Annotated in this window: 18 protein-coding genes and 2 pseudogenes; 7 read left to right on the plus strand and 13 right to left on the minus strand. The window is 62.4% G+C overall.

Annotated elements, in window-relative coordinates; translation table 11 throughout:
- Positions 1-25: 25 nt before the first annotated feature.
- The 11 genes from OJ996_RS11250 to OJ996_RS11300 form a co-directional block, all read right to left on the minus strand.
- The gene (locus OJ996_RS11250) at positions 26-541 is read right to left on the minus strand and encodes a hypothetical protein (protein ID WP_264513663.1); all 516 of its coding nucleotides are present in this window, start codon (positions 539-541) and stop codon (positions 26-28) included.
- A 95-nt stretch (positions 542-636) separates the two neighbouring features.
- The gene (locus tag OJ996_RS11255; protein WP_264513664.1) at positions 637-2,115 is read right to left on the minus strand and encodes an NADH-quinone oxidoreductase subunit N; all 1,479 of its coding nucleotides are present in this window, start codon (positions 2,113-2,115) and stop codon (positions 637-639) included.
- 43 nt (positions 2,116-2,158) lie between these two features.
- Positions 2,159-3,673 (minus strand): complex I subunit 4 family protein, encoded by a 1,515-nt coding sequence (locus tag OJ996_RS11260; protein ID WP_264513665.1) that lies wholly within the window; start codon positions 3,671-3,673, stop codon positions 2,159-2,161.
- A 22-nt stretch (positions 3,674-3,695) separates the two neighbouring features.
- Positions 3,696-5,498: an NADH-quinone oxidoreductase subunit L gene (nuoL, locus tag OJ996_RS11265; protein WP_264513667.1), complete on the minus strand. Its 1,803-nt coding sequence runs from the start codon at positions 5,496-5,498 to the stop codon at positions 3,696-3,698.
- Between the two features lie 38 nt (positions 5,499-5,536).
- Positions 5,537-5,854 carry an NADH-quinone oxidoreductase subunit NuoK gene (gene nuoK / locus OJ996_RS11270; protein WP_264513668.1) on the minus strand — a complete coding sequence of 106 codons (318 nt, stop codon included), beginning with the start codon at positions 5,852-5,854 and terminating at the stop codon, positions 5,537-5,539.
- Between the two features lie 54 nt (positions 5,855-5,908).
- Complete coding sequence (locus OJ996_RS11275; RefSeq protein ID WP_264513670.1) at positions 5,909-6,268, minus strand: four helix bundle protein; 360 nt, start codon at positions 6,266-6,268, stop codon at positions 5,909-5,911.
- Between the two features lie 58 nt (positions 6,269-6,326).
- Positions 6,327-6,884 carry an NADH-quinone oxidoreductase subunit J family protein gene (locus tag OJ996_RS11280; RefSeq protein ID WP_264513671.1) on the minus strand — a complete coding sequence of 186 codons (558 nt, stop codon included), beginning with the start codon at positions 6,882-6,884 and terminating at the stop codon, positions 6,327-6,329.
- A 31-nt stretch (positions 6,885-6,915) separates the two neighbouring features.
- Positions 6,916-7,089 carry a hypothetical protein gene (locus OJ996_RS11285; RefSeq protein ID WP_264513673.1) on the minus strand — a complete coding sequence of 58 codons (174 nt, stop codon included), beginning with the start codon at positions 7,087-7,089 and terminating at the stop codon, positions 6,916-6,918.
- A 12-nt stretch (positions 7,090-7,101) separates the two neighbouring features.
- Entirely contained in the window at positions 7,102-7,668 is a 567-nt protein-coding gene (locus tag OJ996_RS11290; RefSeq protein ID WP_264513674.1) for a NuoI/complex I 23 kDa subunit family protein, read from the minus strand.
- 15 nt (positions 7,669-7,683) lie between these two features.
- On the minus strand, positions 7,684-8,946 hold the full coding sequence (locus OJ996_RS11295) for a complex I subunit 1/NuoH family protein (protein ID WP_264513675.1): 1,263 nt from the start codon (positions 8,944-8,946) through the stop codon (positions 7,684-7,686).
- Positions 8,947-8,965: 19 nt separating this feature from the next.
- Complete coding sequence (locus OJ996_RS11300; RefSeq protein WP_264513676.1) at positions 8,966-10,726, minus strand: NADH-quinone oxidoreductase subunit G; 1,761 nt, start codon at positions 10,724-10,726, stop codon at positions 8,966-8,968.
- 269 nt (positions 10,727-10,995) lie between these two features.
- Between OJ996_RS11300 and OJ996_RS26565 the strand changes: the two are divergent.
- The 5 genes and pseudogenes from OJ996_RS26565 to OJ996_RS11320 form a co-directional block, all read left to right on the plus strand.
- Positions 10,996-11,205 (plus strand): annotated as a pseudogene (locus tag OJ996_RS26565) (glycosyltransferase family 2 protein); the annotation flags it as partial.
- 32 nt (positions 11,206-11,237) lie between these two features.
- A pseudogene (locus tag OJ996_RS11305) lies at positions 11,238-12,038 on the plus strand (glycosyltransferase family 2 protein); the annotation flags it as partial.
- A gap of 57 nt (positions 12,039-12,095) precedes the next feature.
- Positions 12,096-14,660 carry a glycosyltransferase family 2 protein gene (locus tag OJ996_RS11310; RefSeq protein WP_264513677.1) on the plus strand — a complete coding sequence of 855 codons (2,565 nt, stop codon included), beginning with the start codon at positions 12,096-12,098 and terminating at the stop codon, positions 14,658-14,660.
- Complete coding sequence (locus OJ996_RS11315) at positions 14,657-15,466, plus strand: ABC transporter permease (protein WP_264513678.1); 810 nt, start codon at positions 14,657-14,659, stop codon at positions 15,464-15,466. The genes OJ996_RS11310 and OJ996_RS11315 overlap by 4 nt, the downstream gene beginning before the upstream one ends.
- A gap of 2 nt (positions 15,467-15,468) precedes the next feature.
- The gene (locus tag OJ996_RS11320) at positions 15,469-16,650 is read left to right on the plus strand and encodes an ABC transporter ATP-binding protein (protein WP_264513679.1); all 1,182 of its coding nucleotides are present in this window, start codon (positions 15,469-15,471) and stop codon (positions 16,648-16,650) included.
- Positions 16,651-16,668: 18 nt separating this feature from the next.
- Here the strand turns inward: OJ996_RS11320 and OJ996_RS11325 are convergent, their stop codons facing one another.
- Positions 16,669-17,448: a hypothetical protein gene (locus tag OJ996_RS11325; protein ID WP_264513680.1), complete on the minus strand. Its 780-nt coding sequence runs from the start codon at positions 17,446-17,448 to the stop codon at positions 16,669-16,671.
- A gap of 195 nt (positions 17,449-17,643) precedes the next feature.
- On the opposite strand from OJ996_RS11325, the gene OJ996_RS11330 reads away from it, so the two are divergent.
- Positions 17,644-19,689, plus strand: coding sequence for a vanadium-dependent haloperoxidase (locus tag OJ996_RS11330; RefSeq protein WP_264513681.1), 2,046 nt, complete (start codon positions 17,644-17,646; stop codon positions 19,687-19,689).
- 87 nt (positions 19,690-19,776) lie between these two features.
- Positions 19,777-20,235 (plus strand): dimethylsulfonioproprionate lyase family protein, encoded by a 459-nt coding sequence (locus OJ996_RS11335; RefSeq protein ID WP_264513682.1) that lies wholly within the window; start codon positions 19,777-19,779, stop codon positions 20,233-20,235.
- A gap of 6 nt (positions 20,236-20,241) precedes the next feature.
- On the opposite strand, the gene OJ996_RS11340 is transcribed toward OJ996_RS11335, so the two are convergent.
- Positions 20,242-21,693 carry a hypothetical protein gene (locus tag OJ996_RS11340; protein ID WP_264513684.1) on the minus strand — a complete coding sequence of 484 codons (1,452 nt, stop codon included), beginning with the start codon at positions 21,691-21,693 and terminating at the stop codon, positions 20,242-20,244.
- Positions 21,694-21,834: the final 141 nt, after the last annotated feature.

Below are 21,834 nucleotides of genomic sequence, written 5' to 3' on the forward strand. Positions count from 1 at the left end.
CGTCATCGAGGATCGTGAAGCAGGCTCACGGTGCAAGCGGATTGTCCGGTGACTCCGGTAGCACCGGGTCCAGCGGCTTGATGCGGGCAAGCACGGCGAGGCCGAGGAAATTCAGCAGCACGGAGGCGAGCATGGAGAGCATCGCCGGAGGGATGCCGGAGAAGTTGGACGGAGCGCCCGCCGAGCCTATGATGATGAGCCAAGCGACCAGCGAAAGACCCGCGATCATGGTGCAGATGCCCCATAGTGGCCGCGACCTCAGGAGAAGCGGGACGATGAATGGTGAGACAAGTGCGAGAAGCAACCAACTGACCGCGGCCACCAGGCCCATCCCGACCAAAGGCTCTTGGGCTGCTGCATGGAAGAGTGCATCCAAGTCACGGCGATACACCCATAGCGCCTGCCAGATGATCCACCCCCGCTCGACACTACCATCGGAGCGAACCTCATCGATCGGAAGGACATGAAAGCCGATGAGACAGACGAAGGCCGCGAGCAGGAGAACCCGCGCGGCGATCTCCCGGTCGCTTCTTCGAGACATGTGGAAGCGATAGCGGGAGATGGATGGACACACAAGAGGGGAGCACGCGGCAAGCGATACCCCCCTCGGTCAGGCTGCGATCTCCGCAGGATGGATCAACCCAGCAGCCACAGCACCGGCTGCGGCCATACGCCCAGCACGATGACGGCGAGGGTGAGGCCGACCACGCAGTAGCGGGTGATCTGCGGCAGCACCAGCGGCTTGGAGTCCTCTGCAGGCGTCTCCCACCAGATGGCGCGGATGATCTTGAAGTAGTAGTAGAAGCCGGCGGCGGCACCCACGAAGGCGAGGATGACAGCCCACCACAGCTTGGCCTCCACCGCGAGGGTGAAGACGAAGAACTTGCCGATGAAGCCCGCGGTGAGCGGCACGCCCGCGAGCGCGGCCATGATGATCGTGAGGCCGAGGGCGAGGGTCGGGTTGCGCTTGCCGAGGCCGTTGAAGGCATCGATCTGCTCGGAGCCGTTCTGGATGCGCACCTGGGCCAGCACGAAGAAGCTGGCGAGCGTCATCAGCAGGTAGGTGGCGAGGTAGAAGGAGACGGTCTCCACCGAGCCGAGGCCTTCCGGGCTCACGCCCTTCCATGCGGCCAGCGCCAGCACCAGAAAGCCCGCGTGGGCGATCGAGGAGTAAGCCAGCAGGCGCTTGAAGTTGGTCTGGCTGATGGCGGCGAGATTGCCGAAGAGCAGGGTGGCACCGGCCATGATGGCGAGCATCAGCACGATCTTCGAGGCGATCGGCGAGCCGGCCTCCATTAGAGGCGTGAGGAAGCGGATCAGCAGGATGAAGCCCGCGGCCTTCGAACCCACCGAGAGGAAGGCGGTCGTCGGGGTCGGGGCACCTTGGTAAACGTCCGGGATCCACACCTGCATCGGCACGGCACCGATCTTGAAGCCCATGGCGATGAGGATGAGGGCGACACCAAAGAGGAGAGGGGCGGTGCTCTGAAGCGTGTGCGCCTTCGCTCCGATCTCCGCTAGGTTCATCGTGCCGGTCGCGCCGTAGATCCAAGCGATGCCGTAAACGAGGAAGCCGGTGCTAAGCGCGCCGAGGATGAGATACTTCACGCCCGCTTCCAGCGAGCCGACATTCCGCCGCAGGTAGGCGACGAGGATGTAGAAGGTGATGGTGACCAGCTCCAGCGCCACGAAGGCCCCGGCAAGGTCCTTGGCGGAGGCCATCCACATCATGCCTGCACAGGCGAAGACGGGAAGGGCGTAGAACTCGCCGGTGCCGTTCTCGGACTCCTGGTCGTCGGTGAAGCGGGTGAGGATCGAGCGGAAGTCGATCGACATCAGCACCACGAAGATGGTGCAGACCAGCGCAAAGCCCTTGTAGAAACGCGCCAGCGAATCGAACTGGTAGAAGTTCCAGAGCGCGTAGCTGCCCCACTTGTCGCCTGCATCGGCCTTTTCCGGACCCACCGCGAAGAAGAGCAGCACCAGGATAAAGGCGAGTCCCGCGACGGCGGAACCGCTGACCAGTGCCTTCGAGTTGCGCGGGCCGAATGCTTCCAGCATCAGCAGGGCGAGGCCGAGCGTGACGGTGAGGGCTTCGAGGTAGTAGGCGGGCATGGGAAGAAGTGAAAAGTGCTCAGTGATCGGTGATCAGTGAAAGTCACTTGAGGAGATTCAGAAGCAGGTTCGGGTAGAGGCCGACGGCGAGCAGGGCGATGGCGAGGATCAGGGCCGGGATGCGGTCTGCGAAGCTCAGGTCGGCGGCATCCGTGGTGGCCTTCACCTGCGGGCCTTGGAAGATATTCCGGTAGGCGCGCAGCATGTAGACGGCGCTGATGACCACGCCCCAGATGGCGAGGATGCAGGCGATCTGTACCGGACCGAGGCCCTTGGCAGGATCGTAGTTCTGGAAGCCGGAGAGGAAGACCATCACTTCACCGGCGAAGTTCGCCAGACCGGGCAGACCGATGGAAGCCATGCCGACCATGCCGAAGAGGAAGGCGAGACCGGGAGCGGACTTGGCAAGACCGCCGAGATCGGTGAGCTCCAGCGTGCCGGTGCTGCGCTCGATCTTGTCCGCCAGGCCGAAGAGCATGGCGATGGAGATGCCGTGCGCGAACATCAGCAGGATCGCGGCAGGCTGGGCGATGGTGTTGGTGAAGTTGCCGAGCGTGTAGGTCGTGACCGCGTTGCCGGCGGCGTCGAGGTAGCCGACCGCCGGGCTGCCGGTGTGGCTCGCGGCGAGTGCGGCGATGGCCAGGAAGATGTAGCCCATGTGCATCACCGAGGAATTGCCGAGCATCAGGTCGAGACGCTTCTGGTTCACGGTGACGAGGCCCACCCAGAGGATATTGCCGAGCAGCAGGACCAGCAGCGGCACCAGCCAGGCATTCATGCCCTCCGGCACCATCGGGATCGCGAGGCGGAGCAGGCCGTAGAGGCCGAACTTCTTCAGCACGCCGGAGTGCAGCATCGCGGTCGGGGCCGGGGCGCTGGCGTAGGCCGGGGCGGCCCAGGAGTGGAAGGGGAAGAGCGAGACCAGCACGCCGAAGCCGATGATGAGCAGCGCGGCGATGCCCTTCTGCGAGGCGGCGTCGATGACCAGCGAGCCATCTTGCACCGCCTTCACCATGCTCGGCATGTCGAAGGTGCCCGCCAGCGAGGCCAGCCAGACCAGGCCGGCCAGCAGGATCACCGAGCCGAGGCCGAGGTAGATCGTGATCTTCCACGCGGTCTCCTTCCGCTCCCCGCGGCCGAGGATGCCGATCATCAGGAAGGTCGGGATCAGCGCCAGTTCATGGAAGGCGTAGAAGAAGAACAGGTCGGTCGCGGCGAAGGCACCGATGGCACCGGCGGCGATCAAAAGGGAAGAGCCGTAGTAGAGCTTCTCGCGGCCTTCCGGGGACTTGCCGGAGAGCAGCGCGGCCAGGGTGACGATCACCGAGAGCAGCACCATCACCGCGCTCATGCCATCGAGACCGAAGGCGAGGTTCAGCGCGGGCTTCGCGAGCACCGGCACGGACATCGACCACATGGCTGCCTTCCAGGTGAAGGCGGCCCAGACACCGAGCACGAGATTGGCCACGCCGGCCGCCACCGCGGTCTTGCGGGCGGGCGCCCCGCCGAGGATGGCGAGGAAGGCGGCGATGGGGATAAGGACTAGCAGGAGTAGCATGGGAAGTTTGCTAGTATCGGTGTTAGAACGCGGTGAAGTAGATGACGAGGATCACGCCGAGGCCGAAGGCGAAGGCGTAGCCCTGCAGGTTGCCGGACTGCACGCGGCGGAAGAGACCGCCGAAGCCTTCCGCGAGACGGCTGGAGCCGCCCACGATCAGGCCGTTGATCAGGAACTCGTCGAAGAAGTGGACGATCGCGGCGAAGGCGTTCTGGAAGTAACGCACCACGAAGTTGTCGTAGAAGGCATCGATCCGGAAGCGGTCGCGGAAGAGCGGGATGGATACGGGATCCTTGTCCTTGCCCGAATAGAGGGCGAAGCCGGCGCCGGCACCGACGACCAGCGCCACCACGGAAACCCAGAAGAGGAAGTTCACGTGGAACTCGCCCGTATGAGCCGGAACGGCGGGGGCAAGACCGTGAGAGAACTTATATCCGGCAGCCAAGGCCAGCACCGCGAGGATCGCGAGCGGCAGGAACATGAGCGGACCGACTTCATGGGCGTGGCTGGCATCCTCCGAGCGATTCTTGCCGAGGAATGCGACCACGAAGAGACGGGTCATGTAGAAAGGGGTGAGCACGGCGACACCGGCGGCAATCCAGAACAGGGCCATGGTGTTGCCTTCCTTGTGGCCGTAGGTTTCGGCGGCGTGGAGGATCATCTCCTTCGAGAAGAAGCCCGCGGTGCCGGGAACCGCGATCAGGGCCAGGAAGCCGATCAGGAAGGTGAAGCCGGTGATCGGCATCTTCTTCAGCAGGCCGCCCATCTTCCAGATGTCCTGCTCGTGGTGGCAAGCGTGGATGACCGCGCCGGAGCCGAGGAAGAGCAGTGCCTTGAACCAAGCGTGCGTGAAGAGGTGGAACATCCCGGCCTCACCGTGGAGGAGGCCCACGGCCATCACCATGTAGCCGAGTTGGGACAGTGTGGAGTAAGCAAGGATGCGCTTGATGTCATCCTGCTGCGTGGCCATCAGCGCGGCGCAGAGCGAGGTGATGCCACCGATCCAGGCGATCGTCGTGCCGGCGAAGTTGTCGAAGGCCTCCGCGCCGACCGAGAGCTGGACGCGGAAGAGCATGTAGACGCCGGCCGCCACCATCGTCGAGGCGTGGATCAGGGCGGACACGGGAGTCGGCCCTTCCATCGCGTCCGGCAGCCACACGTGCAGGGGCATCTGGGCGGACTTGCCGACCGCACCGCAGAAGACGCAGAGCAGCGCGGCACCGAGTACTCCGGTGGAGATGCCCGCGGGAATCTTCATCTCGTCGAAGGTCAGCGTGCCGGTGATGCCCCAGAGCATCAGGATGCCGATCATGAAGCCGAAGTCGCCGATGCGGTTCGTGATGAAGGCCTTCTTCGCGGCGTCCGCGGCGGAGTCCTTCTGATACCAGTGACCGATCAGGAGGTAGGAGCTCAGGCCCACCAGCTCCCAGAACATGAAGGTCATGATGAAATTCGAGGCCAGCACGATGCCGGTCATCGAGAACATGAAGAGCGAGAGGCAGGTGAAGAAGCGCGCCTTCGCGCTATCCTCGGCCATGTAGGCCAGCGAGAAGATGTGCACCAGCAGGCCCACGCCCGTGACCACCACCATCATGCCGGTGGAGAGCTGGTCGAGCTTGATGCCGATCTGCAGCGAGAAGTCACCGATCGTCGCCCAGGAGATCGGGGCGGGGGATTCGCTCTTGCCGAGCAGCAGCAGGGAAATGCCGAAGGTCACCGCGACCGAGACGACCGAAACCATCGAAGCGATGAAGGCGTTCCGCTTCAGGTAAAGCTGGTTCGCCGCCGCAGCGATCAAAGGTAGGAACAGGAGGAGCCAAGCCATCGAAGTTCGAAGTAAAAAGTGCCAGGTGCCAACGAGGCTCAGCCGCGCATGCTGGTGAGGTCTTCCGTGTTGATCGTCTGCCGTGCGCGGTAGAGGGCGACGATGATGGCGAGACCCACGGCCACCTCGGCGGCGGCCACGGTGATCACGAAGAACACGAGCATCTGCCCGTTGTAGTCCGGCAGGCCGTTCGTGCCCTTGAAGCGGGAGAATGCGACCAGCGTCAGGTTCGCGGCGCTCAGCATCAGCTCGAGGCACATGAAGACCACGATGATATTCCGGCGCAGGATGACTCCGGAAAGGCCGATCGCGAAGAGCAACCCGGAGACGAGAAGGTAGGAATGGAGACCGGCCATGGGAAAGTAGCGAGTAGCAGGTAGCAAGTAGCGGGGGAAACAGCCGAAGAGGATTCAGGGGCGGTTTCGGACGGAATTGGCGAGACCTGCAAGGATTCGTTTGGTTTCGAGGGCTTGTTCTTGAAGATGCGTGGTGTCCGCGTAGCCGAGATCGTGGGCAAGTAGAAGTTGGTAGCGTGCTTCGTCCAAGGAGGCTTCGCCGATGTTGTAATGGCGCGCCTTGTCGGCGTTTGACCAACGGGCGAATCCTTCCACGATATTGGAAGGAGCGGAGACTGCTGCGCGACGGACTTGAGAGGTGAGCCCAAAGGTCTCCTCTTTCGGAAAGGAACGTGTCGCCTTGTAAACACCGAGCACGAACTCATGAGCCTTTTGCCAGGCTAAGAGGTCTTCGAATCGCTCGATCTTGCTCATGAGTGTTGGTTTGGTCTACGGCTGTTTCCCTCGCTACTTGCTACCTGCTACTCGCTACCTATGCCTCTTGACGCTTGGAAAGGACGACCACGCCAATGGTGGCTACGAGGAGGAGGACACCGACGATCTGGAGCGGCAGGTTGTAGCCTTTGAAAAGTACGTCGCCGATGAGGTTCACGTCGGGCAGATGGCCTTCGGAGAGTTTCTGGGAGATCCCCGGGCTGGATTGGGCGTGGGCGGCGGCCGCCGTTTTCAGGTCGAGCGATTGCCACTCCATCCTCGGGGTCTTCGAGAGGATGCCGATGAGCTGGATGGTGAAGCCGAGCACGATGCCCAGCCCGCCGAGCAGCGGTGCGAGCTTCGGCGTGCGCTTCTCCTCCACCTTCAGGTCGAGCAGCATGATGATGAAGATGAACAGCACCATGATCGCGCCCGCATAGACGAGGATCTGGATGATCCCGACGAAGAAGGCGTTCAGACCGATGAAGAGACCCGCGAGGCCCACAAAGGAGGCCACCATCGAAAGGGCCGAGGCGACCGGATTGCGCAGGCCGACCACCGCCACGCCGCCGAGCAGCATGACGAGTGCGAAGAACCAGAAGAGAGGAAGAGGCATGGGAAAATATCGGAAAGGGGACAGGTGCAGGTCAGTCGTCGCTCTTGAGGCTGTAGATCCAGCCGCCAATCCCGAAGACCAGGACCAAGCCGCAAACGACGAAAGCGATGGCTCCCATGGGATAGGGTCCGGCGACTTGGCGGTAGGCGTTGAGCATGCCAAAGACCCCGGCGATGATCACGAAGGAGGAGGATAGCGCTTTCATCGGTCGACGGGGTTACTTCAGTTCATTCCACTTGTTCACGAGGCCGACGCGCACGCCGCCGATCTCGTAGAGCTTCTCCTTGTCGTGCACCATGTCGGCGCGCTTCAGGCCGGTGATCGCATAGTCCTTGCGCAGGAAGATGGCCTGCTCCGGGCAGACCTCCTCGCACATGCCGCAGTAGATGCAGCGAATCATGTCGATATCGAACTCCAGCGGGCGCTTCTCAACCTTCGCCCAGGGATCCTCGGAGGGGATCTCGCTCGGAGTGATCTTGATCGCCTTCGGCGGGCAGATGAATTCGCAGAGCTGGCAGGACACGCAGCGCTCGCGGCCCTGCTCGTCCGTCACCAGCGCGGGCGCACCGCGGTAGTGCTCGGGCAGGTGCTCATCCCACTTCTGCTCGGGATACTGCATCGTCACGCCGAGACCGGAGGACTCCAGGTCCTCGGCACCGCGGGTCTTGCCCCGCAGCGAATTCACGGCGTGCTTCATCGTAATGAAGAAGCCTTTGAGAAGCGCGGTGAGGTAGATCTTCTCCCCGGCAGCGAGCTTCGGACGTGTGACTTTGACGACGGCCATTATGGTGGAAAAGTTCTAGATGGAGATGGGCTTGGGCCGCTTCTCGGAGACCTTCAGGGCCCAGACCAAGGCGGCGGTGACGATCACCAGCAGGATCAGCCCGCCCACGGTAGCAGCAGCGCCGAACTGGGGCGCGGCGATCACGAGGGCCGCGAGGAAGACGTTGATCAAGGCGGCCTCGAAGAAGATCACCCAGCCGAGGCGCATGAGCTGGTCGTAGCGGAAGCGCGGCACCGTCCAGCGGACGAGGATGAAGAAGAGGATGAAGCCGACCACCTTGCCCATGAAGACGGCCATGTTCAGCAAGCCGCCGATCTTCACCGAGCCGATCGCCAGTCCGGCGGCCCAGTTGTCGAACCAAGGGCCGAGCGACCAACCGCCGAGGAAAAGCGTCACGACCATCGCCGATCCGATCACCATCGCGGCATATTCACCCATGAAAAACATGGCGAACTTCATCGAGGAATACTCGGTGTGGTAGCCGCCCACCAGTTCGGTCTCGCACTCCGGCAGGTCGAAGGGCATGCGGTTCGTTTCCGCGAAGACCGAGGTGGTGAAGATCAGGAAGGCGATCATCGCCGGGATCCAGAAGATCCACGCGGTGTAATCGCCACCGTTGTTCCAAGGAGCGGAGTTACCCCACAGTGGCAGCAGCAGCCAGCCGTTCTGCGACTGTTGCTGCACGATGTTCGAGAGATTCAGGTCCCCGTAGTAGAGCAGCACCGGCACCACGGAGAGGCCGAGCGCGATCTCGTAAGAGATCATCTGCGCGGTGGAGCGCACGCCACCGATGAAGGGGAACTTCGAGTTCGAGGACCACCCGGCCAGCGTGATGCCGTAGACCGCCAGCGAGGAGATCGCGAAGATGAAGAGCGGGCCCACATCCAGATCCGCGATGACCAGCTTGTGGATCTGGCCGTTCACCTCGATGTTGCCGCCGAAGGGCACCACGCACACCGTCACCAGCGAGGGCACCACGGTCAGCGCCGGGGCCAGCCAGTAGAAGGCCTTCCGCACGTGGGAAGGGGTGAAGTCCTCCTTCAGGAACAGCTTCACACCGTCTGCCATCGGCTGGATCAGACCGAAGAAAGAGAAGTCCTTTTTCGCGCCGAGCAAGGTCAGCGGCACGCCCACGCGGTTCGGACCCACACGGTCTTGGATGATCGCGGAGAAGCGGCGCTCGAAGTAAACCGAGATCGGCACCAGCGGCAGAACCACCAGGAAGGTCAGGCCGATGACCTTGGCGAGGATAACGAGAAGTGTGACGGCGAGGTCCATGAAAGGGGAGTGGCTAGGCTTAGCCGTTGATCAGGCCGGCGGCCTTGCGGGCGCGCTCGTTTTCGAGGAGCGGGATCTTCACGCCGGTTTCCACGACGGAGAGGCCGAGGTCGCCGATCTTCGAGAGGCTCAGGCCGTTGAATTCGGTCACGCCTTCCGCCAGCGACTTGAAGACATCCTCGATCATCGCGGGGCCGGAAGCAGGGGAGGCACCTTGCAGCGCCAGCACCAGATCGCGGAGAATCTCCCAGTCGTCATGAGCATCCACCGGCGGCTCCACCGCGCGGTTCAGGCGCTGCAGGCGACCGCTGACATTCACCATCGAGCCGCGCTTCTCGGCGAAGGCGGCACCGGGCAGGAGCACGTGAGAGGCCTCGGCAGTCGGTCCGGCCAGTAGCTGGACGGAAGCGATGAAGGCGGGCTTGGCGAGATCCTCCTTGGTGAAGCCCGCTTCCGCGGTGAGTTCCTCGCCGAAGACCAGCAGCGCCTTGATCGCGCCGCTCTGCACGCCGCTACGGATATCGGCCAGCGGACCGGCAGGATCCTGCGTGCCCCATACCAGCTTCGCGCCGGTGGTGTTCGGGTTGCGGTCTTCGGAAATCAGGATGCCGTCGCTCTCGCCGGAGCGGGGGACCACGGTGAAGGCACCGGTGCCGATCTCGGTGGCCAGCGCGCGGACCATGAAGAGCTCTTCATTGGTCATGCGGGCGGAGGCGATGATGGCGATCTCGCCCGGAGCGAAAACCTTCAGGTCCTTTGCCACCGCGGCCAGAGCCTCGCTCCATGCCACCGGCTTGTGGGTGCCCCCGGCCTTGATCATCGGCTCGACCAGACGGGCCTCGCCATCGATGTAGTGGAAGTTCAGGCGGTGCGAATCCGGCATCCAGGTGGAGTTCACATCGTCGTTCTGGCGCGGCGTGATCCGGTGGATCTTGTTGCCGCGCGCCCAGATCGTGATGTTCGAGCCGGTGCCGCAATTCACGTCGATGCTCTTGGTCTCCTTCAGGAACCAAACCCGCATCTGGAAGCGGAAGTCATTCGAGGTCAGCGCGCCGACGGGGCAGATATCGACCGTATTGAGAGAGTAGTTCGAGTCCAGCTTGCGGCCCGGGTGGACCGTCAGCGTGGTGTGGGTGCCGCGTTGGGTAAAGCCGAGCACCGGATCGTCCGCCACCTCATCCATGAAGCGGATGCAGCGGCTGCACATGATGCAACGCTCGTCGTCGAGCCGGACCCGCGGACCGATGTCCACGTTCTTCGGCTTCTTCACCTTCATGTCCACGAAGCGCGAGCCGCCGCGGCCGTGCTCGACGGAAAACTCCTGCAGGCGGCACTCGCCGGCTTGGTCGCAGATCGGGCAGTCCAGCGGGTGGTTGATGAGCAGGAACTCCATCACGCCCTCGCGGCACTTCTCCACCAGTTCCCCGGTGGTGCGGATGCCCATGTTCTCGGAAACCGTGTTGGCACAGGCGATCACCGGGCGGGGCATCCAGCCGATCGGCAGGTAGCCTTCGGCATCGTAGGTGGGATCCTGGCCGGGGGCCGGGCGTGGCGGCATGCCCATCTGCACCAGACACATACGGCAATTGCCGGGAGCCGTCAGCTTCGGGTGGTAGCAGTAATGCGGGACTTCGTTCTTGGCCAGTTTGCAGGCCTCGATCATCCGCATTCCCCGTGGCACTTGGAGCCAAACCCCGTCGATCTGCACGTTTACGAGGCCTTTCTCGGCGGCGAGATCCTTGGGCAGCTTGGCTTCTGCGGTGGCGGCGGTATCGCTCATGGGGCAAGGGAATCCGCGGGGCGAGGCCCCGGGCGGGCGGACTATGAAAAACCCGTCGGGAGGCGGCAAGTGCACTTTGTGAAATTTTTCACAAAGTGCACACGACGAAGACCTGAACAGATAGTTCTGGCATTTTCCAAAACGGTTTACTACAGTTCAAGTGTACCCCCAGAAAAGTTTCCCTCACCCTCTTGTAGTGGAAACCTCCAAATATTACCGGAAGGTCTTCACTTCTTGAAGATGTCGGACTTTTGACATCTTGCTGAGTTATGCACCCCCGGCCCCGTCGGACGCCCAGCCGACCAAAGGTTTCAGTGATTGTTCCCGCCTACAATGCCGAGGAATGGTTGGCTGATACTTTGGATTCAGCTTGTACGCAGACTCTGCGCGAGATCGAGATTCTCGTTGTGGACGACGGTTCCATGGACGGAATCGTTGAGATCGCCAATGCGTTCGCACGCAAGGATCAGAGAATGAGAGTGATACGTAAGGTAGCGCCGGTGTTGGCGCGGCGCGTAACCGGGCGATTGCCGAGGCGCAGGGCGACTACATCGCACCTCTGGATGCGGATGATTTGTGGTATCCCGAGAAGCTGGCGCGGCAGGTCGAATGCATGGACAAGGGCGGGGACAAGATGGGTTTCTCCTACTGCTGGTCCGAGAAAATCGATATCCAAGGCAGACTTATCACCGGGTCATACCCTTTCGATACCCAAGGGTCGGTTTTGGAAGAACTTGTCGCCCGAAACTTCGTCGGCAATGCCAGCGTTCCGCTCTTCCGTGCCTCCGCGCTAAGGGAGTGCGGGGTTTATCTTGCCCGCTCCGAGCAAGCGGGCGTGCAGGGCTGCGAAGATTGGGAGCTTCTCCTGCGGGTCGCGGAGAAATACCGGGCCGGTCTGGTTCCGGCAACTCTGGTGAAGTATCGTCAGGTGCCGGGCTGCATGAGCTTGGACGCCAAGGGAATGGGCCGCTCGTACGAGTGCGTGATGCGTTTGGTCAGGCAGCGGAATCCGCAGTTGCCGGAAGCGCTGTTCCGCTGGTCCGCCGCCAATTTCTACAGCTATCTCGTTTCGAAATGCAGCGGGGCGAATGATCCCGGAAGTTGTCTCTGGGCTCTCGCCAAAGCCATCAGGGCTGATCCCAAGCTGACCGCCAACCGTCGCTTCCAGCGGATGGGGCTGAAGAACCTCGCGAAGCTGGTGATCTACAAATTGGCTGGCACTGCCCGCCCCCAACTCCAAGCGCCGCAGCTTCCAACCCGGGACCCGGAAGTCGAGCGGCAGGGGAGTGTCTTCAGTTCGACGGCTCCCTGAAGTTTGTTAGAAACGGCGGATCCGCCCCACGGATCGCGAACCTTCCCCCCTCCCGACATGCTGTTACCCATCATCCCGATAGACTATGACATCGCCAAACCGGGCGACCGGATTGTCGGCGATTCCTACAGGGCCGCCCGAGTTTTGGTCCGCTGGAATGGCGTCCCTCTCGGCGTCCTTCAGGTTCCCGTTACCGGCGGGAAGGTCCGGGCCGACGACGTGGGCTACCGCATCATGACCCAGTTCCAGGCTCGCTTGGGACGGGAGATGGCGCGGCGCTTCCTGATGAGAGAAGACGGCAGCCCGGCTCCGGTTCAGGCTGCCGATCGTCCTGTGCCCACTATCAGCGTAGCCGTCTGCACGCGGGATCGGCCGGATGACATGGACAAGTGTCTCGCGGCCTTGGTCTCGATGCGGGTGATGCCGCTTGAAATCATGGTGGTGGACAATGCTCCGGCGACGGATGCCACCGAGCGCTTGGTCAAGGACCGCTATCCCCAGTGCCGCTATGTCCGTGAGGATACGCCCGGCCTCGATCACGCCCGCAATCGGGCAATCGTCGAATCGAAGGGCGAGATCGTCGCCTATACCGATGACGACGTGATGGTGGATGCCGGCTGGGTGGAGGCCTTGGGCAAGGTCTTTGCGGAAGATCCGGCAGTCGGCTTGGTGACGGGGCTGATCGAACCGGCGGAACAAGAGACCGAGGCGCAAGTGCTCTTCGAGCGCTACGGCGGCTTTGGCCGAGGCTGTAACCGGACCTACCTCCAATCGAAGCGCGGTGAGCCGATGCCATGGACCTTGATCGGTGCCGGGCAGCTCGGTGCAGGAGCGAACATGGCGATCCGCCGCAGCCTCTTCGAGGAAATGGGCTACTTCGATCCCGCCTTGGATGTGGGCACTCCCACCTTGGGTGGTGGCGATCATGAGATCTTCTTCCGCTGCATCCGCTCCGGCGTGGCTTGTCTTTACGAGCCCACCGCTCTGGTCCGTCACCGTCATCGCCGCTCCATGCCGGAGTTGAACAAGCTCCTATACAGTTACGGTCACGCCACGCGCTGCTTCTTCGAGCGCGAGGCGGAGGAGTTTCCAACCGACCGCGCGGCGATCAACAAGCTGGCCCGCTGGTGGTGGCGGCATTGGGCATGGGAGCGTTTGCTGCGTTCGATCTGGGCGCCCGCATGGTTCCCGCGAGATCTCGTCATGGCGGAGATCCGGGGCTACATCCGCGGCAAGGGCGGCTACCGCCGGGCTCGGCAGAAGATCGTGCCCGACGAGTCCAAGCGGCCGGATCAGTTCAAGATTCCTCTGACCGCCCCGGCAGCGGCCAAGTCGGGGAAGACCGCATTGGTCTCCGTCGATATCGCCGAGCCACTCCCGACCTTGCATCAAGGGGAGGGGAGGGAAGCGTTGGAGGTACTGGTGCAGTGGAAAGGGAGGCCGCTGGGCCGGATCAAGATCCGCTCCGCAGGATATGCCGTGGTGCCCTCACGGCTCGCCGATGAGATCGCTAAGGTGCTCTGGTGGGATGTGGTGACCCGTGGCGAGTCGAATCCCGCCGTGGCATGGTCGCGCGAGGTCGCGCGCTGGCAGGACCTGCTGAATCCTCCCGAACCTGAGACGGTTGCGACGCCGGAGTTGGAAGGAGTGTCGGTCATCGTCGCGACCTGCGGCCGGACCGATGATCTCAGGCGCTGCCTCACTTCGCTCATGGCTTCCGAGACCTCGCGTCCGGTCCAGTACATCGTGGTGGATAACCGGCCGGGTTTGGGCTCGGCGCGGGAGGTGTTGAAGGACTTTCCGGGAGTCGAGTTGGTGGAGGAGCATAAGCCCGGTTCCTCCTATGCCCGCAATGCCGGGATGGCTGCCGCCCGCGAGCGGATCGTGGCGATGACCGACGACGACATGGTGGTTTCGCCGCAGTGGCTCGAACAATTGGTCGCGCCTTTGGCTCGCAACGACGTGGCCGCGGTCACGGGCAATACCTTGCCTGCCAGCCTCGACAGCGAGGCGGAAATCCAGTTCGAGGAATACGGCGGCTTTGGCCGTGGATACTCGCAGCGGGAGTTCGACGAGTATTGGTTCCACCGCTGGAAGCGCCGCGCCACCCCGACCTGGCAGCTCGGCGGAACCGGCAATCTTGCCTTCCGTCGCAGCCTCTTCGAGGACCCCCGCGTGGGGCACTTCGACGAGCGCCTCGGTGCCGGGGTTCCTGCCGGGGTGGGTGAGGACACGCTGTGGTTCTATCAGGTCCTGCGTAGCGGTCACGTGATCGTCTACGAGCCCTCCGCCGTGGCCTGGCACCACCATCGCGTGACCATGAAGGAACTGCGCAAGCAGCTCATGGCTTACTCGAAAGGCCACGTCGCCTATCACATGCTCACCTTCATCCGTTTCCGTGACAAGCGGGCGCTGGTGCGCTTGGGATACGAGCTGCCGCAGTCGGTGGCCTCCCGCCTCTGGTCGAAGCTTCGCGGTCGGGATCGCTACCCCCTGCGCCTGCTCGCCGTCGAGATCGTGGGAATGCTGCTAGGTCCGCTTTCCCTGTGGCAAAGCGTGCGCCATGTCTCTAGACACGGTGCCGGAGCCCGGCACGAGCCGTCCGCTCCCAAACCGGTATGAGCTTGCAGCCGATCTCCCCCGGCCTCCCCCAGACATCCTCCGCCCGGAAGTGGCGGCATGGCTGGGACGTGCTGACCGTGCTCACCCACCGGGATATCAAGGCGCAGTACAAGCGCTCCTTCCTCGGCTTCGGTTGGGCACTCGGCGGCCCGCTGCTGCAGATGCTGGTATTCTCGACGATCTTCCAAGGCGCCTTGGGCTCGCAGATTCCGGCCTATGCCTGCTTCGTCTTCATCGGCGTGCTGGTATGGGGCTGGTTCCAAAGTTCGCTCGGAAGCAGCGTGGGATTGATCACGGGAAATGCGGCCCTTGCGCGCCAGCCGGGCTTTCCCTTGACCATGCTGCCCTTCGTCACGGTAAGCGTGCGCTTCCTGCATCTGGCGATCGCCTTGCCCCTGATGTTCATCCTGCTCTGGTGCAACGGCATTCGCCCGTCCCTGCCATGGCTGGCGCTGCCGGCCATCGTGGCGATCCAGTATCTCTTGTGCGTGGGGCTCGCCTATCCGCTGGCATCCCTGAACGTATTGTACCGGGATACCCAGCACATCGTCTCGGTGCTGCTGCAGTTGATGATGTTCGTCACGCCCATCTTCTACAGCATCACGGTGGTGCCGGAGCCGCTGCGTGACTGGTTTTATCTGAATCCCATGGTGAGCCTGGTCGGTGCGTGGCGGGCTGTCCTGTTAGAAGGCCGCTGGCCGGAAGCGGGGCCGCTGTGGATCCTGAGCGCGGTGGCCCTCGTCTTCCTGCTTGCCGGTCGCAAGATGTTCATCGCCCAAAGCCATCGTTTCGTGGAGGAGATGTGAAGGTGTCCAGAATCATCGCCGACAAGGTCTGCAAGCAGTACCGCCCTACCGGGAGGTTCTCACGCAAGAGTTCCGCCCCCTGGGCTCTCCGCGAGGTGAGCTTCAGCGTGGGGCCGGGCGAGATGTTCGGCGTGGTCGGCGCGAACGGCGCGGGCAAATCCACGCTTCTGCGTCTGCTGGGCGGTGTAGGGAAACCGACCACGGGATCCATCGAGGTTTCCGGCAGGATCGGTGCCCTGCTCGACCTCGGCGGCGGGTTCCTGGGTGATCTAACAGGCCGTGAGAACGCGGTGCTGGCCGGTGTCGTGGCCGGACTGTTGAAGCAGGAGATTGAAGAGCGTCTCGCTGCGATCGCCGCCTTCGCGGAGTTGGAGGACTTCATCGATCAACCGGTCCGCACTTACAGCACCGGCATGATCATGCGCCTGGCATTCGCCGTGGCGGTGCACACCGACCCGGAGGTGCTGCTCGTGGATGAGTTCCTCTCCGTCGGGGATCTGGCTTTCCAAGCGAAGTGCAATGCACGCATCAAGCTGCTCCGGGATGGCGGCTGCGCCATCGTCATGGTGTCGCACGGCATGGACTCGGTCCGGCAGCTCTGCGACCGCGTGCTGTGGTTGAAGTCCGGCGAGGTCGCAGCCCTGGGTAGCGCCGAGGTCGTTGCCGGCCTCTACGAAACCGAGATGCGGGAAGAAACCCTGCGCCGCACTCCGGATGGGCCTGCTCGCTCAAGCGGCGGCTTGGAACTCGTGCCACGGGAGAATCGCTTCGGCACCTTCGAGATCGAGATTGACTCCGTGAACTTCTCTCCCGGCACTCTTCTGAGAAGCGGGGAACCTCTGGCAGTGACACTTGCCTATCACTCGAAGGGCACGGTTCCTGCACCGGTCTTCGTCGTCTCGATCACGAGGGAGGATGGAGCCGTCTGCCTCGATACCAGCACCCATCTGGCCAAGGTGGATATCCCCGATGTCCAAGGAGCCGGACAGATCGTCTTCTCCATTGATCGATTGGACCTCGCCGCAGGCAGCTACTTCCTCGACGTGGGAATCTTCGAGTCGGAGTGGAAACACGCCTACGACTACCACTGGCATGTCTACCCCTTCAGCGTGGAAGGTGCACCCGCCCACAAAGGGATCCTCGCGCCGCCTTGCCACTGGAGATTGGGCGGCCACACGGACTGATGCCTTTTCCCGTTCCGCTCAGGGCTTCACCACCCTGAAGAAGTCACGGCCGGGATTCAGGAATGCGACCGGGACCGTGAAGGTTCCAGGCGGGCCCTGCACCGCGTTCGTCTCCGGGGCAAAGGGTGATGCAAGGTCGTTCGACGAGGTCAGGATGAAGCCCGCTCCACCGGGTGTGAAAGCAATTACCACATCTCCACCCGCATTCCGCGAGATCGACACGATCTTTGGATCGGGGACGGGAGGGATCACTTGATTGATGCCGATCGTGGAAACCGCAAGCTCGTAGTCCGTGAAGGCATTCCCGTCCTCGCCTTGCTTGAGCTGGATCGTCTGGCCAGCGGCAATACCAGTGACACTGACGGAGGTGGCGTTTCCCCAAATCCCGAGTGTCGCGGCCGTGGAGTCACGGATAGCATCGCCTCCCCACGCCAGGTAGTCGGTCATGTTGTTGGCGTCCCCGAAGTTGTTGCCGTTCTTATAGAGTCCCAACTCGCCTCGCATATCGGTGATGAATGAGGTCGTGGATTGGATCGTTACCAATGCCCCCGGCGGCATGTTCAAGGTGCTGACGGAGGACTCGCCCGCCACGATCTGGCTTGCGAGGATCTGCACATAGACCGGGGAGCCCTGCCAGAGATTGCAAAACCAATGGCCGGTGAGGTCTTCGGCGGTGCTTCCGGTATTGATGATCTCGACCTTGTTGTTCACGAGATCGACCTCGCTGAGGACAAGACCGGCTTGTGCGATGCCCCCGAAAACAAAGGAACTGAACAAGGGAAGGAATGTTCGTTTCACAGCGTGAGAGAGGAGTTTCCCCGGATGGATGGAACCATCCGGATCAGGCCACGAATAGAAGTGTTTTAAATAAATCGCAACACCCAATTGATCGCATAAGCATCAGATTTTCAATAGGGGTATCTCCTTTGGCAGAGTTCCCGCTCAAGTTCCCGCTCGCATCGCTCTGCCACCTCTGATTCGGTGGTAATTAGGATGAAGTCCTCCCGCAGCATCTCCGTGGTATTGGCGATTCTGGGCTGCTCCGCCCTTTCTGGATTGGCTGCGGGTGCCCACAGCGTCGCTCGCGTCTGGAACGAGGAGAATCTCGCGGCAATTCGTATCGATCGCCCCAATCCCCCCGTTCACGCCCGCAATCTCTTCCACAATGCGGTCGCCATGTACAATGCCTGGGCAGCCTATGACACCGCAGCCATCGGCTACATCCATCACGAGCGTGCGGCATCCGCGGATCTGGTCTCGGCACGACGCGAGGCAATCAGTTATGCCTCCTACCGGATACTCCGGGCACGTTATGCCGGATCGGCGAACGCCGCAACCACGGCTACGGTTCTGGATGCCCGCCTTGCCTCTCTGGGATACGACAAGAACTTCATCAGCACTACCGGCAGTAGTCCGGCAGCCGCGGGCAATCGCATTGCCGCTTCGATTCTGGCATGGGGTCTTACCGATGGGGCCAACCAGCCGAATGGCTATGCCGACCCTGCTTATACGAACAATCAGCCGGAGTTCCGTATCCTTGAGAATGGCGTGCCTCTTGGCGGGATACCGAGCAGTTGCGATCCCGATCGCTGGCATCCTCTCACGTTCGATGACGGCCTCTCTCAGAATGGCGTCGAACCCATCACCTTGCAGCGGTTTGTGGGCGTCAGTTGGCGGGGCACCCGGCCTTTTACGCTGACCCGTCCCGTCGCGGGGATCCCATGGCTCGACCCCGGTCCGCCGGCCCGCCTTCGTAGTCCGCAGGCGGCGCAGTACAAGCAGGAGGCCATCGAGGTGTTGGAGCGGAGCCGGATGCTAGGGGATCTGACGATGATCGACATTTCTCCCGGCGCCATTGGCAACAACTCTCTCGGCACGGAAGATGGCAGCGGGCATCCGCTCAATCTCGCGACCGGCCAGCCTTATCCTCCCAATCTTGTCCCTCGTGGCGACTATGGGCGCGTTCTCGCCGAGTTCTGGGCGGACGGGCCCGACTCGGAAACACCCCCGGGGCACTGGCATTCGATCGCCAATGAAGTGAGCGAACAGCTAGAGGAGAAGCGCATCGCCGGCACTGGACCCGTGATCGACGATCTCGAATGGGATGTGAAACTTTATTTCGCGCTGGCAGGCGCAGCTCACGATGCCGCCTGTGCCGCTTGGTCCTTGAAGCGGCAGTATGATTCCGCACGGCCGATCACGATGATCCGCTTCATGGCCAGCCAAGGGCAATCGAGCGATCCTGCGCTACCTGGCTTTCATCCGGAAGGACTACCGCTCGTTCCCGGTCTGGTGGCGGTCGTCACCGCGGAATCCCTCGCCAGCGGCGGGGAGCACCATGGGATGGGATTCGCCGTCGGCGATATCGTGATCTTCACTTGGCCCGGCAGAGCCGAGGATCCCACATCAATGCGTAGCATGCCCCGCTGGATCAAGGGGATCAACTGGTTCCCCTATCAGGATCGCACCTTCGTCACGCCGGCTTTTCCGGGCTATGTTTCAGGCCACAGCACCTTCAGTCGCGCCTCTGCGGAAGTGCTCACGGCCATCACCGGCAGCGAATACTTCCCGGGTGGCCTCGGCAGCTTCACCGCGCCGGCACAGACCTACCTCCGCTTTGAGTTCGGCCCCAGCGTGGCAGTGCCCCTCCAGTGGGCCACCTACTTCGATGCCGCGGATGAAGCGGGTTCGTCACGGCGCTGGGGCGGGATTCACCCGAAGATGGATGACCTGCCAGGGCGCATCATCGGTTCGCAGTGTGGCAAGAATGTCTGGAAGCTCGTGCCCCGCTATTGGGATGGCAGTATCGTGGAATCGGGCATGGTCCCTCGGATCCGGAGAAGCGGACCCCATGAGGTGGTGCTGGAATGGGAATCCGTGCGTGGACTGTGGTATCGCGTGATGAGTACGGACGATCTCCTCACCTGGAGTCCTGCCACGGCGCCTTTCCAGGCTACCGAGCCGCGCAGCTCCTGGGTAGATACGGAGGCCGAGGCCTCGCGTCTCTTTTACAAGATCGTTCAGAGCGAAGCGCCATGAGCGCTGCTGCCACTTTCGGATAGGCGGCTGCAGCTGATCTCGACTCGGGCCCCGGGAACGTGTTAGCAAGCGAGTCAGCCAATCGATATGAGTGCCCTGACTGCTCCCTCCATTGTCATGCCCGGCGCCGCGAAGACCCATGTGGCCTTCGGCGATCAAGCCACCTTCCTTCTAACGGGTGAGCAAACCGGCGGCAGGTATACCATGTTCCGCTATGTCGTGTCGCCCGGTGGAGGGCCGCCTCTCCATCGCCACGATGACGAGGATGAATGGTTCCTCGTCTTGGAAGGCAGCGGCGAGTTCTACGGGGATGGCAAATGGACGATGGTCCCTGAAGGCGGATCGGTTTTCATGCCACGCGGATCGGTGCACTCCTTTCGCAATCCCGGGCATAGCCCTCTCGTGCTGCTGATCCACACCTCGCCGTCCGGCTTCGAGACCTTCTTCGCACGCTGTGGTGAGGAGTTCGCGAAGGAGAGCGGACCCGATATGGACGCCATCCTCGCGATCGCCGCCGAGCATGGCATTGCCTTCGAGGGCCCTTGAGCAGATTCAAGGCGTGCCCGCCACTTCCTCCAATCGGATGAAGTAGCGCGGACCCTTACCCGCGATGTTGACGATCGCCTTCTGAAGGCCCGACCCCGGAGGTCCCGGGACACTGATCGTCTGCTCGGAGAGGTCTTCCGTGAAGCCTTCTTCGAGAGACGAGGTCCCCACGATCCTCAGCGCTTCGATCTCCGGTCCCGTGGCGAAGTCCAGGAACAACTGGTCGCCGAAGCGGGTCATCGACTTGACTTGAAATCCGGATGCCAGTCGGTCCGAAGCGGAGATCCTATCGTTCTGGTTGAAGTCGGTAAGCGCGGTGAAATGCATCTCGTAGAGATCTGCGGCAGGAAGCGGCGGCCTCTCGTAGAAGCGGTTCTCCAGCAGCGCTTCGGTTTTCGCGATCATCGTGATCACGGCGAAGGGCGACTTACCGGCGGGATGATTGTCGGCAGGTCCCTGCAGGATATCGCCCACTTGGAAGGTCCGGTTGATCTGCGGCAGGGAAGGGAGATCACCGAGCGGCATCGGGAAAGACCGGAGGATGTCCCTGCTGGTGTCCTGGATGTTTCCTCCCAGCAGATCGACCGTGAAGTCCGCCCCCGGTAGGGGGGTGGCCCGCATGGCCTTGGCTTCCACGGTGACTGTCTCGTTGTTGAGGATGTTCACCCAGCCGCCGTTCATCCCGTCCGCGGACTCGAAGTTATAGTAGGTGGAGGCAGGACGGCTCTGCGTACTGCCATAGGAGAGGTTGTCCATTTGGAATCCGGCGATTGGATCCCAGCCCGACACCGCTTCGACACCGAAGAGGTTGCCCGTCCGCTCGTCCTGGGTGGTGAGATTGTGATCCGCGTTCCAATCGTAGAAGGCATGGGGCATGTATCCCACTGCGGTCTCCAAGCCCCAAGTCCAGTTCTCCTCCACCCACGGCGCGAAGGTGCGCGACTCCCCGGCACCGAGGGTGATCGCCGCTCCCGGGGTCTCATTCACCCCGAGTTCCCGCAACAGCATCACGAAGCGCTTGCGGACATTCTGGTTGGATTCGTTGTTGATCTGAAACCGGCCCATTGGATGAAAACCCGCGGCCGCGGAGAACTCATTCCGCAGGTAGTTCGCATTCTTCTTGAACTTGAAACCGATGGGCGGATCGGAAAGCAGAACGCGAACCTTCGAACGCGAGGCCGACGTATTGGCCGGATTGTAGAGCGTGACCAAGGGGTCGCACACCAGCATCGGCGTGGCGTATTGGTCGTTACCCGCTCCCTTCTGATTGTAGAATGCCACCCGGTCCGGGAGGCTCTGACGGTGGCTGACCATGGAGTACACCAGTTGCACCCGGGAGATCACGAAAGGAGTGGAAAGTGCCGGATTTTGGCCTGATGCCGGCAGAGCGGAGAGGGCAGCAAGCACGGCTGCCAAGGCTACCGCTTTAGACAAACGCGGGGAGGATTCGGGTTTCATGGGGGGAGTTGGTGCAATCGATCTATCTTCCAGTCAACTTGCTCACGTGAATGCCGGTGATTTTTCACCCGGGCTTCACCGGAACCTCATGCTGCGGAATCGATCCTTGCCGCCCCACTGGCTGAAGGATAATCAGGCGCT

It is taken from the genome of Luteolibacter rhizosphaerae, assembly GCF_025950095.1.
GTDB lineage: Bacteria > Verrucomicrobiota > Verrucomicrobiia > Verrucomicrobiales > Akkermansiaceae > Haloferula > Haloferula rhizosphaerae.

Bases quoted from the DNA above. Each gene is read 5' to 3' on its own strand.
- OJ996_RS11275 (WP_264513670.1), bottom strand. From the start codon at position 6,268: ATGAGCAAGATCGAGCGATTCGAAGACCTCTTAGCCTGGCAAAAGGCT.
- OJ996_RS11310 (WP_264513677.1), top strand. From the start codon at position 12,096: ATGCTGTTACCCATCATCCCGATAGACTATGACATCGCCAAACCGGGC.
- OJ996_RS11290 (WP_264513674.1), bottom strand. From the start codon at position 7,668: ATGGCCGTCGTCAAAGTCACACGTCCGAAGCTCGCTGCCGGGGAGAAG.
- OJ996_RS11260 (WP_264513665.1), bottom strand. From the start codon at position 3,673: ATGCTACTCCTGCTAGTCCTTATCCCCATCGCCGCCTTCCTCGCCATC.
- OJ996_RS11280 (WP_264513671.1), bottom strand. From the start codon at position 6,884: ATGCCTCTTCCTCTCTTCTGGTTCTTCGCACTCGTCATGCTGCTCGGC.
- nuoL (WP_264513667.1), bottom strand. From the start codon at position 5,498: ATGGCTTGGCTCCTCCTGTTCCTACCTTTGATCGCTGCGGCGGCGAAC.
- OJ996_RS11295 (WP_264513675.1), bottom strand. From the start codon at position 8,946: ATGGACCTCGCCGTCACACTTCTCGTTATCCTCGCCAAGGTCATCGGC.
- nuoK (WP_264513668.1), bottom strand. From the start codon at position 5,854: ATGGCCGGTCTCCATTCCTACCTTCTCGTCTCCGGGTTGCTCTTCGCG.
- OJ996_RS11250 (WP_264513663.1), bottom strand. From the start codon at position 541: ATGTCTCGAAGAAGCGACCGGGAGATCGCCGCGCGGGTTCTCCTGCTC.
- OJ996_RS11340 (WP_264513684.1), bottom strand. From the start codon at position 21,693: ATGAAACCCGAATCCTCCCCGCGTTTGTCTAAAGCGGTAGCCTTGGCA.
- OJ996_RS11330 (WP_264513681.1), top strand. From the start codon at position 17,644: ATGAAGTCCTCCCGCAGCATCTCCGTGGTATTGGCGATTCTGGGCTGC.
- OJ996_RS11255 (WP_264513664.1), bottom strand. From the start codon at position 2,115: ATGCCCGCCTACTACCTCGAAGCCCTCACCGTCACGCTCGGCCTCGCC.
- OJ996_RS11315 (WP_264513678.1), top strand. From the start codon at position 14,657: ATGAGCTTGCAGCCGATCTCCCCCGGCCTCCCCCAGACATCCTCCGCC.
- OJ996_RS11335 (WP_264513682.1), top strand. From the start codon at position 19,777: ATGAGTGCCCTGACTGCTCCCTCCATTGTCATGCCCGGCGCCGCGAAG.
- OJ996_RS11300 (WP_264513676.1), bottom strand. From the start codon at position 10,726: ATGAGCGATACCGCCGCCACCGCAGAAGCCAAGCTGCCCAAGGATCTC.
- OJ996_RS11285 (WP_264513673.1), bottom strand. From the start codon at position 7,089: ATGAAAGCGCTATCCTCCTCCTTCGTGATCATCGCCGGGGTCTTTGGC.